Raw genomic sequence first — 14,691 nt, forward strand, 5'->3', positions numbered from 1 at the left:
CTCCGATGGGACGTCTGGGGTTACAAGGGCGGGTGTGGCCCTTGCGACGTGAGAGCACCCATAGGGCGGGGCATTACGCGGTTCGTGACGGTCATTTGATATGACCTGCGTCACAAGTCGTGGGGGTGGATCGGTGCGGTGCGTCGCGTGGCCGTCGTTACGCTCGCAGGCTCAAGGCACCGTGAGCACGATCTTGCCCTGGATGTGCCCCTGGGTGGCGCGCTTGTGTGCCGCTTGGGCGTCCGCGAGCGGGAACGTGCTGTCGATGGCGACGCGGAGCGTGCCTGCGTCCATCAGGCGCCCCAACTCCGCGAGCTGAGCGCCGTTCGCTCGTACCTGCGTGCCGGACACGGTGACGTCCAGCCTCGCGTTCTCCTCGTCGTCGAACTCGCCGAAGTACACTGGGAAGAGCGCGCCGCCGCGCTTGAGCGTGGGCAGGAACCGTCGGCTGGCGGGGCCGCCGACGGCGTCCAGTACGAGGTCGACGTCGCGGACGACGTCCTCGGGGCGCTGCTTGGTGTAGTCGATGTACTCGTCGGCGCCGAGGTCGCGGAGGAAGGTCTCGTGGGCGCCGGAGGCCACCGCGATGACGCGGACCCCCTTCCACTTGGCCAGTTGCAGGGCGAGGTGGCCGACGCCGCCGCCGGCCCCGTTGATGAGCACCGTGGTGTCGCTCCCCAGTGACACGGGGCGGTGCCCGGCCTCCTGGAAGGGCGAGGGGTGGTCGTGCCCGACGTCGATCAGGTACTGCCACGCCGTCAGTCCCGACATGGGCAGGGCGGCAGCGTGCGTGTGGTCGACGGTGGCCGGCTTGGGTGCGAGGTCGGATGCGGGGGCGGTGACGTACTCGGCGTACGCGCCGCTCTGCATCAGGACGGGGAAGCGCAGCAGTCCCACGACCTCGTCCCCGGCTGCGAAGCCGGAGACATCGGCGGCGACGGCCTCCACGACCCCCGAGATGTCGGTCCCCGGGATCAGGGGCAGGTCGAACGGGGGCCTGAACTTGGGCGGGATGCCGGGCATGCCCTCGCGTACGTACCAGTCGGGCGGATTGAGGCCGACCGCCCGCACGCGGACGAGCACCTCGCCCGAAGCCGGTTCGGGAACGGCGACCTCATCGTGACGCAGCACCTCGGGGCCGCCGAACTCGTGCAGCTGGATCGCTTTCATCGTGCGGATCGGCATCGTGTTCCTCCTGCTCGCGGCACGGTATACGCTTATTCGGATCAGCGAACCACATAAGTGATTCACTGATCCGAATATATGGATCAGTGAACCGTTTGGTCAAGCGAGGAGACCGATGCGAGCCGACGCGCAGAGAAACCGCGACCATCTGCTCGACGTGGCTGGGCCCGTCGTGGCCGAGCAGGGCATCGACGTGTCGATGCGCGACATCGCGCGCAGGGCAGGTGTCGGGCTCGCGACGCTGCTGCGGCACTTCCCGACGCGCGAGGCGCTCCTGGAGGGCCTGCTCCACGCGAGCTTCGGCGACCTGACGACCAGGGCGAGCGAGTTCGAGGCGGCGCACACGGCCGAGGAGGCTCTCGTCTCATGGGTGCGCGACTGCGTCGCCTGGACGACCGAGTACCGAGGAGTGACGGTCCTGATGGCGGCGGCCATCGAGGACCCCGAATCCGCCCTCCACGCCTCGTGCGTCACCCTGCGCGCGGCCGGTGCACGACTCCTCACCCGGGCCCAGGCAGCGGGCGCGGCCCGCAAGGACCTCGACGGCGACGACCTCTTCGCCCTGATCGCCATGCTCGCGTGGGTCGGCGACCAACCCACCCTCGCGCCTCGCGCCGACCACCTCTTCGACCTCGTGACGGGGGCTGTGCTGACGCGTGTTGGCGGGGCGGGCATCAGTGAACGGTGAGCCCCCGTTGCCGACAGGCCGCGTCCTCAGCGCGCGTGGCCCCGGGGGCACTGGGCGCCAAGGGAGCCGATGCCGCGCCAGTGTTGAGCGCAATAGGGGACGTCGCAGTCGGGACAGAACCCGGCGTCGCCCTTGAGGTCCGCGCCGTGCACCTGCGCGTAGGTGCGTGGATAGCGGAACGCTGTGCGAAGACGATCGACGTCGGCTGTACCGAGGTTCTCCCCGACGCCGTTCTCGTACGCGTCGCTCTCGACGATGAGCCACCACGAGCCGGGGATGCGCACATGCTCGTAGAACGCGCGGGGCTCTGGTCCCCAGGAGTACCAGCTGACCGGGACCACGCCGGGCGGCGCGAACTCCAGGCGGGCCACCTGCACCTTGCACAGCGCGCACGCCACGCTGAGGACGAACCAGAGGGCGGGTAGCTGTCTCATCTGGCCCTGCCTGGTGGAGAGTCGGGCACCTGACCGGTTCATCTTTGCACGGTGCAACGCCTGAGACGTTTGAATTGCGCAAACGTAAGGAATCGGAAGCGATGCGGCGTAAGTGATGGCGGGTCAGGCGCCGCGTCCCGACGGCAGATCGGCCCAGCCCAGCGGGTGCAGATCGGTGCCGGCGGCCTCCGGGACGGGAGGTTCGCCCCCAGCCTCGTTGAACGCGGTCAGCGCATCGACGAGCGAGGCCCGGTGCTCAGGAGTGAGGCGTTCGACGATCCCGGCGATCTCCTGGCGGCGTCGCACGGTCACGTTCTCCACGATGAGCCTGCCCTCGCCGGTCAGCTGCAACAGCGTCTCGCGCCGGTTGTCCGGGTTGATCTGGCGGTCCGCGAGTCCGGCGGCGATCAATCGGTCCACCATGCGCATGGCGGTCGACGGTGCCACGTGCAACAGCTCGGCGAGAGTCACGAGTTTGGTCGCGCCGCGCGTCGAGAGGACCACCAGCATGCGGAACTGCGGCAAGGTCACCCGGTCCTCGACCTCCGCGAGCGACCTCGCCGACACGGCGACGAGCAGCCGCGAAGCCGTCAGCACGGCGCGGGTGACCGCGGCGACGTCGTCCATGCCCTCGGGAGAGGCGCTGCGCTTCGACATGCCCCCTTTTTACCGCGCCTTCTCGGGTGACGTCGCCTTCGCGCGTGAGGACCGGTCTGCTTTCCGAGGACCCGCAAACGCCGATGGGGCCGGTGCGCACCCCCGTGGTTGGTGGGACCGTGTGCACCAAGACGACTGCCCCCGGCAGGAGTTGAGTGGCGAACCGGGGGCATTCGGCTGGCATGGCAGCTAGTGGATCGGCGACGAAACTCGGCCTCGGACGGGCTCGAAGCGCGGCGAAGAGCCCCGCGATCGCGGTGGCGGCGCGAGCGGGCTTCCTCGGGCGCGGGGTCATCTACCTCCTCATCGGTTTCCTCGCTCTGCGCATCTCCTTTGTCGACGGCGGAGGCGGCAAGCAGGCGGACCGCGGTGGCGCGGTCGCGGAGATCGCCGAGAAACCCTTCGGCATGGCCCTGCTCTGGCTGCTCGGCATCGCCGTGGCCGGAATGGCCGTGTGGCGGCTGTCCGAGGCGGCCTTCGGTCAGGCAGGCCCGGACGGGCGGAAGGCGGGCAAGCGGGCGATGGCCGCCGGCCGCTGCGTCTTCTACGGCTTCGTCGCGTACTCCGTGCTGTCCTTCGCGGCCGGGGAGAAGTCGAGCGGCGGCAGTTCCGACAAGAGTTCCAAGGACGTCACGGCGAAGGTGCTGGAATGGCCGCACGGCCAGTGGATCGTCGGCGCCGCCGGGCTCGCCGTCGCCGCGGCCGGCGTGTGGATCGCCGTACGGGCGCTCCTGCGCAAGTTCCACAAGCACCTGAAGATGTCCGAAATCCCCTCCCGGGCCCGCAAGTTCGTCGACTTCCTTGGCGTGTCCGGCGGCGCCGCCCGCGGCGTGGTCTTCACCGTCGCGGGTGTCTTCGCCGTCACCGCGGCCGTACGGCACGAGCCCGGCCGGGCCAAGGGCATGGATGACACGTTGCGCTCCTTCACCGACACTCCGGCCGGTCCGTGGCTGCTCATCCTGATCGCCGTGGGGCTCGTCGCCTTCGGGCTCTTCTCCTGGGTCAACGCCAGGTGGCGCAAGGTCTGACGGGGCATCAGCACGAGACCCTGGGTCGGCAGTTCACGGGAAACGCCGGATGTCGCGCCGCGTGCACTCCTGACGCGCCAGGGGGCGGAGACGTTTAGACGGCTCCGGAGCGGCCACGCGAAGGTCAGTACCTGCGATCGCAGGAACCGCGAGAGAAGGAACGGATGGTGAACAGCATGACCGCGAGTGAGAAGGCCAAGGCACAGGCGGAGCGGACAGCGGGCGCCGTCATGGAGGCTACGGGACGCGCCGTCGGCAACGAACGCCTCACCGCCAAGGGCCGTGCGGCCAAGGCCATGGGGTCGGCCCGGCAGGGCAAGGAGTCGGCGAAGGACTTCGGCAACCAATGAGCAGGCACTGAGCAAGCACTGAGCAAGCACTGGGCCCACCTCGTACACGGACCTTGGCGCGGGGACGGCCGTGTCCCGACCGTCCCCGCGCCCTCGTGCGGTGTCCGCCCGACGCCCCATTGGTGCACAATGCGGCGATGGACGAACCCAAGTTGGAACTCGCGCTGCAGCGTTACCAGGACGCCGTCGCCGCACTCGACGCGGCCCGCACGGATCTCGAGGCCGAGGCGGCAGCGGTCCTTCGGTCGAGCGAGGCGACGACGGAGGACTGGACGCATGTCTCGCAGCTGACCGGCTGGACCGAGCAGGAACTGCGGCGCCTGGTCGACGCGGCACAGACCGTCGAGATGCCGTAGGAGTGCGTACCGCCTCCGGCCGCTCCCCGGCGCGGCCGCGTTCGTAACGCCCGATCCTTTTGGTCTGGTGCAGGCGCTGTCTGCCGCTTCGCATACAGGTTTCGTTGATGTACGGCGTCCACCGGCGCCTGGTACGGGGGGCTGACCTCGGGAGGAGAAGAACAGCACCGCGATCGCGTCCGACAAGGCGTTCACTGGCTGGTCCAAGATTCACCGACCCACGGTTCTACGCGGCGTTCGTCGACCGTCTCGCCTTCACGCCACCCTCGTCGAGTCCTACCGGCTCGCTCGCGCCCAAGGCGGACAAGGTCAACGGGGCGAAATGGTCGGCCTACGCCGCCGGTCCGGAACGCGAAGACTGCGCTCGTGACGGGTCCGGCTGCGGCGTGAAGTTGCGAGCCAGCACCTCCAACGCTTCCATGACCTCGGTCATCCGCCGGGGATCATCGGATGCCAGGGCCGCGGTGACCGCATCCTCGACGCCGACGGCACGGACCTGCGCCACACGTGGTGAGACCCCAGGGTTCGCGCGCACCAACATGCGGCGCCGGTCGGCGGGATCGGGCGACGTCTGTACCGATCCGGCTTCCTTGAGCCGGGCGACGGCCGTGGACACCTGACTCTGCGGCAGGCCGGTGCGGGCGGCGATCTCGCCGACAGTGGTATCGCGATGAGCGGCGATGTCGCTGGCCACGACCAGGACCATGCGGGCACTGCCCGCATACCGCGCGGCCCCGCCCGGGGGCTCGGGCAGGGCTTCCTCGCCGATCTTCATCAGGGCACGCCCCAGCAGGAACAGCTCGACTCCATCCACACGACCAAGATACATCGAACTTGATTCATCCATATTGATGCATCCACGTCGATGAATTATGTTTGCCGAGGAAGACGACGGAAGGACCGCCGCAGACAAGGGGGACCCCTATGCCCACGACTCTGACCACGGGCACGCTCACCGCTCCCGGCGCAGCCCTGCACTATCAAATCCGCGGTGCCGGCCCGATGCTGCTGATCTCCCAGAGCGGCGAGGGCGACGCCGACCGCACCACCGACCTCGCCGCCCGACTCGCCGGTGCCTACACGGTGATCACCTACGACCGCCGCGGACTGTCCCGCAGTCGCCTCGACACCCCTGAGTGCGGCGCGACACTCACCGAGCACGCCGAGGACGTCCACCACCTCCTGGCTTCACTCACGGACAGCCCAGCCCTCATGCTCGGCTGCAGCCTCGGAGCCGTCATCGGCCTGCACACCGCCGTGCGACATCCCGGACAGATCCGCACCCTCATCGCCCACGAACCCGTCGCACCACGCCTCCTGCCCGACGTCGAACGTGCTCACCATGAACACGAACTCGCCGCCCTCCAGGACCTCTACCTCCGCGAGGGACTCGGCGTCACCCTTCCGGAAATCGCCCGAACCCTGGGCATCGATCCCACGAGCCGGGACACCGAACCGGACCTGACACCCCAGCCGATGAACGCCCGACGCAAAGCCAACTTCGACTACTTCATCCGGCACGACTTCACGGCGATCATCCACGACACACTCGACATCACCGCACTGCAGAGCACCGGCACACACATCATCCCGGCGGCCGGGCGCGCCACGCCACGGACCGTCTTCGACCACCAGTGCGCAACCTCCCTGGCGGCACAGCTCGACCGGGAACTGCAGGAACTGCCCGGCGGCCACAATGGAAACACCAGCCACCCGCGGGCCTACGCAACACGCATCCGGGAGCTCCTGACCACCGTCGACGGCCGTCGACGGGCCGAATAGGACGGACAAGCCCACACCTCGCCTTCCCCCTTGGCGCCAGCCGCTACTGGATCGCCGCGTTCGCCAGCCCCGCACCCGAGTCGATCGAGATCACGTGCGCATCCTCGGCGATGCGGCCGTGAAGTCGGGGGCGTAAATTCAACGGCCTTCTCCCACTTTCGGTGGTAACGGAGGGTGAGGCTCCCCCTGTGGCCTGGACAGCCTGGTGCTGGGACCGTGGTCCAGGAGGAAGAAGTCACAGGTAGTGAGTGAGAAGAGCAATACGAGTAAGTCGTACACGGCCGAGTTCAAGCGGGACGCGGTCGCGCTGGCGCTGTCGTCGGATGAGACCGTGACCGAGGTCGCCCGGGACCTGGGGGTGAGCCCGGAGGGCCTGCGGAACTGGGTGAAGCAGGCAAGGATCGACCGGGGCGATGGATCGACCGGGGTGAAGGGCCGGTCGGGGCGCTGACCACGGCCGAGCGCGAGGAACTGGCACGTCTGCGACGCAAAGTCCGCGAGTAGGAGGCGACGATCGGGGTGCTGGGGAAAGCGACCGCCTTCTTCGCGCAGCAGAAGACGACGTAGCTGCGCGCTACGCGTTCATCGATGCGGAGAAGGCGTCTGAGACCAATCGTGGTCAGCCCGCCGCGCGAGCGGCCCAGGGCCTCGCCGGGCGCGCCATCGCCTCCCGGCGGCTGTGGCGCATGTGTGGGCGCACGTGAACTGATCTTCGCGCGGCCCCCTTTTTTCAGCCAGCAGGGCCGGTGGCGGCTTCCTCCGTGCACCGGCTGCGTGCTGATGTGCGCGTATCGAGGTCGAGTCGACGTTGACGTCCCAGGCGATGCCGCTCACCGCGTCGGCCTGGAGGTGGTGGAGCAGGCGTTCCCAGGTGCCATCGGCCGACCAGCGCAGGTGGCGCTTGTGGACGGTCTTCCACGGGCCGAAACGCTCCGGGAGTTCTCGCCACTGCACCTCGGTGCCGAGCCGGTGGATGATCCCGTTGATCACCTGACGGTGGTGCCGCCACCGCCCGCATCGGTTGTTGCTCACCGGCAGCAGTGACTCCAGCACGACCCACTCGGCGTCGGTCAGATCACCCCGGCTCATCATGAGCGGCACAACGAGCGACCTGACGCCAGCGGCACGGTCAGGCCGACGCGTGACCAGCTTTTTCCGGACGTCCACCATGCTGGAACCACTCCGGCGCCAGGATCGACATCACCGTCGCGTCCACCCGCTCGCCCTCCCAGAGCAGTGCGTTACGCAGCACGCCCTCGGCAACGAACCCGACCTTCTCGTAAGTGCGGCGGGCGCGCGGATTGAACGCGTAGACCTCCAGCGAGATGCGGTGCAGCCCCAGTTCCTCGAAGCCATACCCGACGATCAAACGGGTTGCCTCCGTCCCCAGCCCCGATCCATAGGTGCCGGGCACCAGGCAGATGCGGAAGCTGCAGCTCTCGTTGCCCGGGTCCCACTCGTTGAGGACTGCCTCGCCGACTACGTGCCCGGTCGCCAGCTCGACCACGGCAAGGTCCAGCCGGTCATCTTGCTCCCGACGGCTGTCGTACCAGGTACGTATGCGCCCTTCATCGAGTGCCCCGTCGTCATGGCTGCCGGTCAGCCGAGATGCCTCTGCGTCCAGGAACATCGGCATCAGCGCACGCACGTCATCCACTGTGACTGGCCGGAGCAGCACCTGTTCCCCACGCAGCGACGGCTTGCTGAGGAAGTCCGGGCGTGGAGCTCTTCGAACGTGACCAACCATGGCCGCATTGTGTCCGGCCGACCCGTCCGACGTCCTCCCGATATTCATCACAGGACCGTGATCGAGGAGACAGACCCTAGTGCTCGAGACCTGGAGTCAGGGAGCCGCGTTGCCCGCATGCGCTCGCGACCAGCGAAAACACCCGAGCGTGAAGAGAGACCACCGTGATCTACTGCGGAATCGACTGGCCGGAGAAGAGCCACGACGTGGCCCTGGTCGACGAGAGCGGCCAGTTACTGGCCAAACGGCATATAACCGACGATGCGGCGGGATACAAGATCCTCCTGGAGCTGCTCGCCGAGCACGGCGACACCGAGGACACCACGATCCCAGTCGCGATCGAGACCTCCCGCGGCCTGCTCGTCGCCGTTCTGCGGACCGGCAAGCGTCAGGTCTTCGCCATCAACCCGCTGGCCGCTACCGCGACCGGCACAGCGTCTCGCGCAAAGAGTCCAACCCCGGCGACGCCCTGGTCCTGGCCAACGTGCTGCGCACCGACATGCACGCCCACTGAACCGCCCCGGGTTCGGTAGAGATCTTAGATTGTGGTTGTGACCTGGGGTTTTGTGGCTGCCAGGTGGTAGCTGGTTTCGTATTCGACCGGTGGGACGTGGCCTATCTCACCGTGCAGGCGTCGGTGGCAGTACCAGTCGACCCACTCAGCGGTGGCCAGCTCGACCTCGGACAGGGTCTTCCACGGATGAGAGTGCACCAAAGTTGATGCGGTGACGGGTGGGTGCCGCGATTCTTCTGTCGTCGGTTTCGGGGTGGCGGCAGAGGGGCGGCTGACGGTGGTCTTGGACCCGCATCGCTGGCTGGAGTTGAGGCGGTTTCGTGCCCTGCATGAGTCTGGCGCGATGAGTCTGCGGGAGATCGCAAAGGAGACGGGGCTCAATCGCCGGACGGTGGCGAAGTACTTGTCGGGTCAGGTTCCGGCAGCACCGCCGCGGCGGGGACGATCTGCTCAATTGCGTGGGTCAACCGAGGCGCCCTCAGCGCACAACACGTTACCCGACGCCCCGTCAGGAAAGTCAGCAAGTACTCAGCATCGAGACTGCCAGAGCTGGTCAAACCCTGCGATACCTGCAACTGCGGTGCGGTTCGAGAATGTGTCCTCACCTGCAAACTTGCTGCTATGCGGCGCAGTCGTATGCTGTCCCCGCGCCCGTATAAGAGAACCAGTCGAACCACTGACTCCGCATTGCGGCGAGTCGGCTCCACGGTTGGGTTAGTGCATGACCTCACGGCGTGTCCGGGACGAGGCCTTCGCTACCTCTACCTAGCGGCTCAGTGTGGTTGCACCGAGCGCGGTTCGCTGTCGCAGTTGCGGCCGCATCAAGGGTGCGACCGGCGATGTGGGAGGCGCGCTGATTCGACGGTTGGCCCGCTGGCTGAGGTTGTGTCCCGGGAGGTGGGGGCGGCTGACGTTGAGTGCGAGGTCCCCGGCGGCGACACGACGATTTGTGGGAACCAGGCAAATGGCTGCCGTGAGTCAGCAACGTTCCGATGGGGGAGTCGTCTTGAGTCCGTCCGGCTTCTGCGCATAGAAGTCTGCCGTGGAACGCCGACCTGAGAACTTGGAGCTCAAGGTGCCGCGTTTGGTTGGCGGCCGTAAGTCAATCAGACCTGACAACCTGTCACGAAAGTCAGCATTGGGTCAGCATGAGGCTGACCAGACGTGCCCATGGATGGCGAAACCTGCGACTCGAACACGCGCGCTCGGGCGCGTCGACGAGCATTTGCGATTGCGTAACCTGAGGGGCGGGTGGGCTGGTTCGAAGCCCACTCGGACTCATGCGGCGCGTACAGTAGAACGAGCAGTTCAGCGCACTCGTCCCCGGGGTTTTAGCGGCACAGGTGGCAGCTCCGGTGCGTCCAGTCGATCCCCGTCGTACCCCTTCACTTCCCCAAATCGCGACCCGTTCATCCAGTCTTCCCGGGCCTGAGTGATATCGTCCTGCGACCTGCCGATGAAGTTCCAGAACATCACCAGCTCCTCCTCGAACGGCTCCCCGCCGAGCAGCATGAGGCCCGCGTCCGACCGCGCGCGCAGCGGGAGTTCGGTGCGGCCGCAGCCGAGGTAGAGCATGGAGCCGGGGAGCATGGGGACGTCGTCGACGTGGGAATCGCCGGACATCGACAGGACCGCGTACTCGAAGTCCGGGTTCAGGGGGAGGCGGGTTTCCGTGCCCTGGGTGAGGGAGAGGTCGGCGCCCACGATCGGGGTGTACGTCGTGCCGGGGGACGCCGCGCCGTCGAGGGAGCCGAGGATGACCGTGGCCGTCAGGCCGGGGGCCGTGACCGTCGGCAGCGCGCCGTGGTGCTCGAAGTGCGGGTCCACGTGGCGGTGGGAGTCGGGGAGCGCCACCCAGAGCTGGGCGCCGTGGAGGTAGCGGGCGTGTGAGCGCGGGCTCTCCTCGGAGTGGGAGATCGCGCGGCCCGACGTCATCAGGCCCAGCTCGCGGGGGCGGATCGTCTGGAGGCTGCCCGTCGAGTCCCGGTGCAGCACCTCGCCCTCGTGCAGCCAGCTCACCGTCTGCAGACCCATGTGCGGGTGCGGCGGTACCTGCATGCCGGGCTCGTCCGCGATGTCGTCCGGACCGTAGTGGTCGACGAAGGCCCACGCCCCGACCATGCGGCGGCCCAGGTTGGGCAGGAGGCGGCGCACCTCCGTGGAGCCGCCGAGCCGCACACGGCGCGGGCTGAGGAGTTCGCGCACCGGTTCCGCCACGACGAAGCCGCGTCCGCCGCACACCGAGGGCACTGGTTCGCGGTCAAGATTGCTCATGACGGACAACCTAGACCCGCGGGGCGCCTGGGCGCGCCCCCGCCGCCCGTACGGGTCACCCGACGCGCCGAACGGCGGGCCAGCCACTGGAATGGTCGGGTGCGCCTCGTGAACGGTGGGCCCGGCACCGCGCCGCCCGACGACTGTCTCGCCCGCAACGACTGGATCTGCGGCGAGTATCTGAGCACGCGTCGGCACATGCTGGTGGACGCCACCGTGCAGCATCTGGAGATCACCCTCGTCGCGGTGGCCATCGCCGTCGTCATTGCCGTCCCGCTCGCGCTGCTCGCGCGGCGCTGGGGATGGGCTGCCGGGCCCGTGCTCGCGCTGACGACCGTGCTCTACACGATCCCGTCGCTCGCCATGTTCTCGTTGCTGCTGCCCGTCTACGGGCTGTCCGCCACGCTGGTGATCGCCGGGCTCGTGCTCTACTCGCTCACCCTCCTCGTACGGAACATCCTCGCCGGACTGCGTTCCGTGCCCGAGGACACTCGGCAGGCCGCACGCGGCATGGGATACGGGCCGATCCGGCTGCTGCTCACCGTCGAGCTGCCGCTCGCGCTGCCCGCAGCCCTTGCCGGGCTGCGTATCGCCACCGTGTCCGCCGTCTCGCTCGTGACCGTCGGCGCCATCGTCGGGTACGGAGGTCTTGGCAATCTCATTTACAGCGGCATGAACACGTACTTCAAGGCCCAGGTGCTCACCGCCTCCGTGCTGTGCGTCGTCATCGCGCTCGTCGCCGATGTCGTGCTGCTCGGCATCGGGCGCGTGCTCACGCCCTGGACGAGAGCGAGCCGCGCGTGAACCTGCTCTCCGACTCCTGGAACTGGCTCGCCGACTCCGCGCACTGGGCCGGCGACAACGGCGTCTGGCACCGGCTCGCCCAGCACGTGACCCTGACCGTCGTCTGTCTCGTCATCAGTTGTCTGATCGCCCTGCCCATTGCTCTTGTGCTCGGGCATCTCGGCAAGGGCGGGGCGCTCGCCGTCAACATCGCCAACGTGGGGCGCGCCGTGCCCACCTTCGCCGTGCTCGTGCTGTTGCTGCTCACGCCGCTCGGGCAGTACAGCGAGGGGCCCACCGTCGTCGCCCTCGTGCTGTTCGCGGTGCCGCCGCTGCTCACCAACGCGTACGTCGGGATGCGCGGCGTCGACCGGGAAGTCGTGCGGGCCGCGCGGGGCATGGGGATGACGGGGCGGCAGATGCTGCTGAAGGTCGAGATGCCGCTCGCGCTGCCGATGATCCTCAACGGGGTGCGGATCGCCGCCGTGCAGCTCGTCGCCACCGCCACCATCGCCGCCATCGCCGGTGGCGGCGGACTCGGGCGGATCATCACCGCCGGGTTCAACCTCGCCAGCACGCCGCAGGTGGTCGCGGGCGCCGTGCTCGTCGCCGTCTTCGCGCTCGTCGTCGAAGCGCTGTTCGAGCTCGTCGAGCGGTTCGGACCGGGATGGCTGCGGGGGAGGGCCGGATGAGCAAGATGCTGCGGAGGGTTGCCCTGTTCCTCGGGCTCGCGCTGCTCGTCGGAGGGTGTGCGAGCGGGCCCTCCCTGGAGGACCGGGGCGAGGTGACCGCGCCGCCCGGCGACAGCAAACACCTCGTCATCGGGTCCGCCGGATTCACCGAGAGCGACCTGCTCGCCAACATGTACGCGCTGCTCCTCAAGCAGGCGGGGTACCAGACCGAGCTGCTGTCCGTGGGCAACCGCGAGCTGTACGAACCCGCCCTGGAGTCCGGGCAGATCGACGTCGTGCCCGAGTACGCCGCCACCTTCGCCGACTGGCTCAACGCCAAGAAGAACGGTGCCGACGCCAAGCCCGTCGGCTCGCCCGACCTCGACGCCACCATGAAGAGCCTGCGGGCGCTCGCCGCGCCCCGCGGACTCGATGTGCTCGACGCAGGGAAGGCCGTCGACCAGAACGCGTTCGCGGTGACCGAGGCGTACGCGAAGAAGCACGACCTCAAGACGCTCAGCGACCTCGGCGCGTCCGGCCTGAAGGTACGGATCGCCGCCGGGGACGAGTGCGTACAGCGGCCGTACTGCCAGCCGGGCCTGGAGAAGGTCTACGGCATCGACGTCACCGGAATCGACCCCAAGGGCGTCGGCACCACGCAGGCCAAGAACGCCGTGCAGAACGGGCAGGACCAGATGGTGCTCACCACGACCACCGACGCCACCCTCGGCGACTTCGGGCTCGTCCTGCTCGACGACGACAAGAAGCTGCAGAACGCCGACTACCTCGTGCCCGTCGTCAACCGCTCACGGGCCGGCAACGAGAAGGTCGCCAAGGCGCTCGGCGCGCTCAACTCCGTGCTCACCACCGCCGACCTCGCCGCCATGAACCAGCAGGTCGACAGCTGGCGACGGCTCCCCGAGGACGTCGCGCGCACCTATCTGGAGGACAAGGGACTGCTGCGGCAGGGCGGCTGAGAGGTGTGTGGCGCGGTTCGCTGGGCAATCGGGGACGTGACCACCGCCGCAACAGGAACTCGTACAGGAAGCCGCATGAATCGAGCCGTCGTCGTCGGAGCGGGCGTGCTGGGCGCCTGTGTCGCCTACCACCTCGCCCGCGCGGGCGTCGAAGTCGTCGTCCTGGAGGAGGCCGGACCCGCCTCCGGCACCTCGAGCGCCACCTTCGCCGCCGACGTCACCCACCTGAAGACCCCGCACGCGTACTACCGCCTGAACCGCCAGGGCTCCGACGGCCACCGCGCCCTCGCCGAGGAACTCGACGGGGCCACCTGGCGGCACCCGGCCCCGCTCGTCCAGTGGGCCGACACCGACGAGGCGCAGCGCGCTCTGCACGAACGGGCGCACCGCGTACGGGAATGGGGCCACGACTGTCGCACCGCCCCGGCCTCCGTCCTGTGCGAACTGGCGCCCGCCGCCGACCCGGCCGCCTGCGCCGCGGACGAGGTCGTCGTGCACACCGGCACCGCCTGGTTCGACGCCCCGCGCCTGGTGCGCACCCTGCTGGACGCGGCCGTCCGCAGGCACGGCGCCGAGACGCACTACGGCACCCGCGTCACCGGCCTGCTCCGCAGCGGCACGCGGGTCGTCGGGGCGGAGGCGGGGGAGCGCAGCTGGGGCGCGGACACCGTCGTGAACTGCGCGGGGCCCGCCGCCGACCAGATCGCCGCGCTCGCCGGGGCGCGACTGCCGCTGCGGCACGTGCCCGGACTCGTCGCCGAGAGCGCGCCGCTGGCCGCGGAGCCGCTGACCGCGATCCTCTCGGCGCCCGGCATCGACCTGCGGCCCACGGCGGACGGCGGGGTGCTCGCCCTGTCGTGGGAGGTCGACGCGCGACTGGCGGGCACCGCCGCCGACGGCCTGCCGTCGGAGCTGCACCGGCGCGCGAGCACCGTCGTGCCGGGCCTCGACGGCCCCCGGATCGCCGACGCGCGCATCGGCGTACGACCCGTGCCGCTGGACGGGTTGCCGCTGGTCGGCGAGTGCGACACGGCGCCCGGCCTGTACCACTTGGTGTCGCACAGCGCGGTGACGCTCGCGCCGGTGCTCGGCCGGCTCGTCGCACAGGAGATCACGAGCGGCAGCCCGGCAGGGGAACTGGACGCGTACCGCCCCGACCGGGCGATCAACGGCGACGTACAGGACGAGAATCTGCGGGCGATGAACCGCCACGGGGCAGAATCTCAACCTCAACTTTAGGGTTAT

General features: G+C 68.9%; 17 protein-coding genes and 3 pseudogenes. 12 read left to right on the plus strand and 8 right to left on the minus strand.

Going from position 1 to position 14,691, the window contains the following annotated elements; translation table 11 throughout:
* Positions 1-171: 171 nt before the first annotated feature.
* Entirely contained in the window at positions 172-1,185 is a 1,014-nt protein-coding gene (locus tag ACIA8D_RS31685; protein WP_399237584.1) for an NADP-dependent oxidoreductase, read from the minus strand.
* A gap of 115 nt (positions 1,186-1,300) precedes the next feature.
* Here ACIA8D_RS31685 and ACIA8D_RS31690 point away from each other — a divergent pair, with 115 nt between their 5' ends.
* Positions 1,301-1,873 carry a TetR/AcrR family transcriptional regulator gene (locus tag ACIA8D_RS31690; protein WP_399237586.1) on the plus strand — a complete coding sequence of 191 codons (573 nt, stop codon included), beginning with the start codon at positions 1,301-1,303 and terminating at the stop codon, positions 1,871-1,873.
* A 26-nt stretch (positions 1,874-1,899) separates the two neighbouring features.
* Here the strand turns inward: ACIA8D_RS31690 and ACIA8D_RS31695 are convergent, their stop codons facing one another.
* Together ACIA8D_RS31695 and ACIA8D_RS31700 are read right to left on the minus strand one after the other, a co-directional pair.
* Positions 1,900-2,307: a hypothetical protein gene (locus tag ACIA8D_RS31695; protein WP_399237587.1), complete on the minus strand. Its 408-nt coding sequence runs from the start codon at positions 2,305-2,307 to the stop codon at positions 1,900-1,902.
* Between the two features lie 123 nt (positions 2,308-2,430).
* Positions 2,431-2,934 (minus strand): MarR family winged helix-turn-helix transcriptional regulator, encoded by a 504-nt coding sequence (locus tag ACIA8D_RS31700; protein ID WP_399237676.1) that lies wholly within the window; start codon positions 2,932-2,934, stop codon positions 2,431-2,433.
* Between the two features lie 212 nt (positions 2,935-3,146).
* On the opposite strand from ACIA8D_RS31700, the gene ACIA8D_RS31705 reads away from it, so the two are divergent.
* The 3 genes from ACIA8D_RS31705 to ACIA8D_RS31715 all read left to right on the plus strand — a co-directional run bounded on the left by ACIA8D_RS31705 (position 3,147) and on the right by ACIA8D_RS31715 (position 4,698).
* A complete protein-coding gene (locus tag ACIA8D_RS31705) occupies positions 3,147-3,992 on the plus strand; it encodes a DUF1206 domain-containing protein (protein ID WP_399237588.1) in 846 nt (281 codons plus the stop codon).
* 176 nt (positions 3,993-4,168) lie between these two features.
* Positions 4,169-4,342, plus strand: a complete 174-nt coding sequence (locus ACIA8D_RS31710; RefSeq protein WP_399237590.1) for a CsbD family protein — start codon at positions 4,169-4,171, stop codon at positions 4,340-4,342.
* 137 nt (positions 4,343-4,479) lie between these two features.
* Positions 4,480-4,698, plus strand: a complete 219-nt coding sequence (locus tag ACIA8D_RS31715; RefSeq protein ID WP_399237591.1) for a hypothetical protein — start codon at positions 4,480-4,482, stop codon at positions 4,696-4,698.
* Positions 4,699-5,029: 331 nt separating this feature from the next.
* Here the strand turns inward: ACIA8D_RS31715 and ACIA8D_RS31720 are convergent, their stop codons facing one another.
* Complete coding sequence (locus ACIA8D_RS31720) at positions 5,030-5,512, minus strand: MarR family transcriptional regulator (protein ID WP_399237592.1); 483 nt, start codon at positions 5,510-5,512, stop codon at positions 5,030-5,032.
* Between the two features lie 110 nt (positions 5,513-5,622).
* Between ACIA8D_RS31720 and ACIA8D_RS31725 the strand changes: the two genes are divergently transcribed.
* Positions 5,623-6,480, plus strand: a complete 858-nt coding sequence (locus ACIA8D_RS31725; protein ID WP_399237593.1) for an alpha/beta fold hydrolase — start codon at positions 5,623-5,625, stop codon at positions 6,478-6,480.
* A 244-nt stretch (positions 6,481-6,724) separates the two neighbouring features.
* Entirely contained in the window at positions 6,725-6,931 is a 207-nt protein-coding gene (locus ACIA8D_RS31730) for a transposase (protein ID WP_399237594.1), read from the plus strand.
* Between the two features lie 163 nt (positions 6,932-7,094).
* On the opposite strand, the pseudogene ACIA8D_RS31735 reads toward ACIA8D_RS31730, so the two are convergent.
* Both ACIA8D_RS31735 and ACIA8D_RS31740 read right to left on the minus strand, forming a co-directional pair.
* Positions 7,095-7,569 (minus strand): annotated as a pseudogene (locus ACIA8D_RS31735) (IS5 family transposase); the annotation flags it as partial.
* A 40-nt stretch (positions 7,570-7,609) separates the two neighbouring features.
* A complete protein-coding gene (locus ACIA8D_RS31740) occupies positions 7,610-8,227 on the minus strand; it encodes a GNAT family N-acetyltransferase (protein ID WP_399237596.1) in 618 nt (205 codons plus the stop codon).
* 164 nt (positions 8,228-8,391) lie between these two features.
* Between ACIA8D_RS31740 and ACIA8D_RS31745 the strand changes: the two are divergent.
* Positions 8,392-8,738, plus strand: a pseudogene (locus tag ACIA8D_RS31745) (transposase); the annotation flags it as partial.
* A 27-nt stretch (positions 8,739-8,765) separates the two neighbouring features.
* On the opposite strand, the gene ACIA8D_RS31750 reads toward ACIA8D_RS31745, so the two are convergent.
* Positions 8,766-9,101 carry an integrase core domain-containing protein gene (locus tag ACIA8D_RS31750; RefSeq protein ID WP_399237678.1) on the minus strand — a complete coding sequence of 112 codons (336 nt, stop codon included), beginning with the start codon at positions 9,099-9,101 and terminating at the stop codon, positions 8,766-8,768.
* On the opposite strand from ACIA8D_RS31750, the pseudogene ACIA8D_RS31755 reads away from it, so the two are divergent.
* Positions 9,019-9,195, plus strand: a pseudogene (locus tag ACIA8D_RS31755) (helix-turn-helix domain-containing protein); the annotation flags it as partial. The gene ACIA8D_RS31750 and the pseudogene ACIA8D_RS31755 sit on opposite strands and share 83 nt — an antisense overlap.
* Positions 9,196-10,049: 854 nt before the next feature.
* On the opposite strand, the gene ACIA8D_RS31760 reads toward ACIA8D_RS31755, so the two are convergent.
* Positions 10,050-11,015 (minus strand): pirin family protein, encoded by a 966-nt coding sequence (locus ACIA8D_RS31760; protein ID WP_399237597.1) that lies wholly within the window; start codon positions 11,013-11,015, stop codon positions 10,050-10,052.
* A gap of 108 nt (positions 11,016-11,123) precedes the next feature.
* Here ACIA8D_RS31760 and ACIA8D_RS31765 point away from each other — a divergent pair, with 108 nt between their 5' ends.
* The 4 genes from ACIA8D_RS31765 to ACIA8D_RS31780 all read left to right on the plus strand — a co-directional run bounded on the left by ACIA8D_RS31765 (position 11,124) and on the right by ACIA8D_RS31780 (position 14,685).
* Entirely contained in the window at positions 11,124-11,819 is a 696-nt protein-coding gene (locus ACIA8D_RS31765; protein ID WP_399237598.1) for an ABC transporter permease, read from the plus strand.
* The gene (locus tag ACIA8D_RS31770; RefSeq protein WP_399237599.1) at positions 11,816-12,490 is read left to right on the plus strand and encodes an ABC transporter permease; all 675 of its coding nucleotides are present in this window, start codon (positions 11,816-11,818) and stop codon (positions 12,488-12,490) included. The genes ACIA8D_RS31765 and ACIA8D_RS31770 overlap by 4 nt, the downstream gene beginning before the upstream one ends.
* Positions 12,487-13,446: an ABC transporter substrate-binding protein gene (locus ACIA8D_RS31775; protein ID WP_399237600.1), complete on the plus strand. Its 960-nt coding sequence runs from the start codon at positions 12,487-12,489 to the stop codon at positions 13,444-13,446. Before ACIA8D_RS31770 ends, ACIA8D_RS31775 begins: the two co-directional genes overlap by 4 nt.
* A gap of 75 nt (positions 13,447-13,521) precedes the next feature.
* Positions 13,522-14,685 carry an NAD(P)/FAD-dependent oxidoreductase gene (locus tag ACIA8D_RS31780; RefSeq protein ID WP_399237602.1) on the plus strand — a complete coding sequence of 388 codons (1,164 nt, stop codon included), beginning with the start codon at positions 13,522-13,524 and terminating at the stop codon, positions 14,683-14,685.
* Positions 14,686-14,691 lie beyond the last annotated feature (6 nt).

This window comes from Streptomyces sp. NPDC051684 (genome assembly GCF_044453445.1).
Classification (GTDB): Bacteria; Actinomycetota; Actinomycetes; order Streptomycetales; family Streptomycetaceae; genus Streptomyces.

Excerpts from the sequence above, each read along its gene's own strand:
- ACIA8D_RS31725 (WP_399237593.1), top strand. The coding sequence starts at position 5,623 with ATGCCCACGACTCTGACCACGGGCACGCTCACCGCTCCCGGCGCAGCC.
- ACIA8D_RS31695 (WP_399237587.1), bottom strand. The coding sequence starts at position 2,307 with ATGAGACAGCTACCCGCCCTCTGGTTCGTCCTCAGCGTGGCGTGCGCG.
- ACIA8D_RS31710 (WP_399237590.1), top strand. The coding sequence starts at position 4,169 with ATGACCGCGAGTGAGAAGGCCAAGGCACAGGCGGAGCGGACAGCGGGC.
- ACIA8D_RS31715 (WP_399237591.1), top strand. The coding sequence starts at position 4,480 with ATGGACGAACCCAAGTTGGAACTCGCGCTGCAGCGTTACCAGGACGCC.
- ACIA8D_RS31780 (WP_399237602.1), top strand. The coding sequence starts at position 13,522 with ATGAATCGAGCCGTCGTCGTCGGAGCGGGCGTGCTGGGCGCCTGTGTC.
- ACIA8D_RS31685 (WP_399237584.1), bottom strand. The coding sequence starts at position 1,185 with ATGCCGATCCGCACGATGAAAGCGATCCAGCTGCACGAGTTCGGCGGC.
- ACIA8D_RS31705 (WP_399237588.1), top strand. The coding sequence starts at position 3,147 with ATGGCAGCTAGTGGATCGGCGACGAAACTCGGCCTCGGACGGGCTCGA.
- ACIA8D_RS31775 (WP_399237600.1), top strand. The coding sequence starts at position 12,487 with ATGAGCAAGATGCTGCGGAGGGTTGCCCTGTTCCTCGGGCTCGCGCTG.
- ACIA8D_RS31740 (WP_399237596.1), bottom strand. The coding sequence starts at position 8,227 with ATGGTTGGTCACGTTCGAAGAGCTCCACGCCCGGACTTCCTCAGCAAG.
- ACIA8D_RS31760 (WP_399237597.1), bottom strand. The coding sequence starts at position 11,015 with ATGAGCAATCTTGACCGCGAACCAGTGCCCTCGGTGTGCGGCGGACGC.
- ACIA8D_RS31690 (WP_399237586.1), top strand. The coding sequence starts at position 1,301 with ATGCGAGCCGACGCGCAGAGAAACCGCGACCATCTGCTCGACGTGGCT.
- ACIA8D_RS31700 (WP_399237676.1), bottom strand. The coding sequence starts at position 2,934 with ATGGACGACGTCGCCGCGGTCACCCGCGCCGTGCTGACGGCTTCGCGG.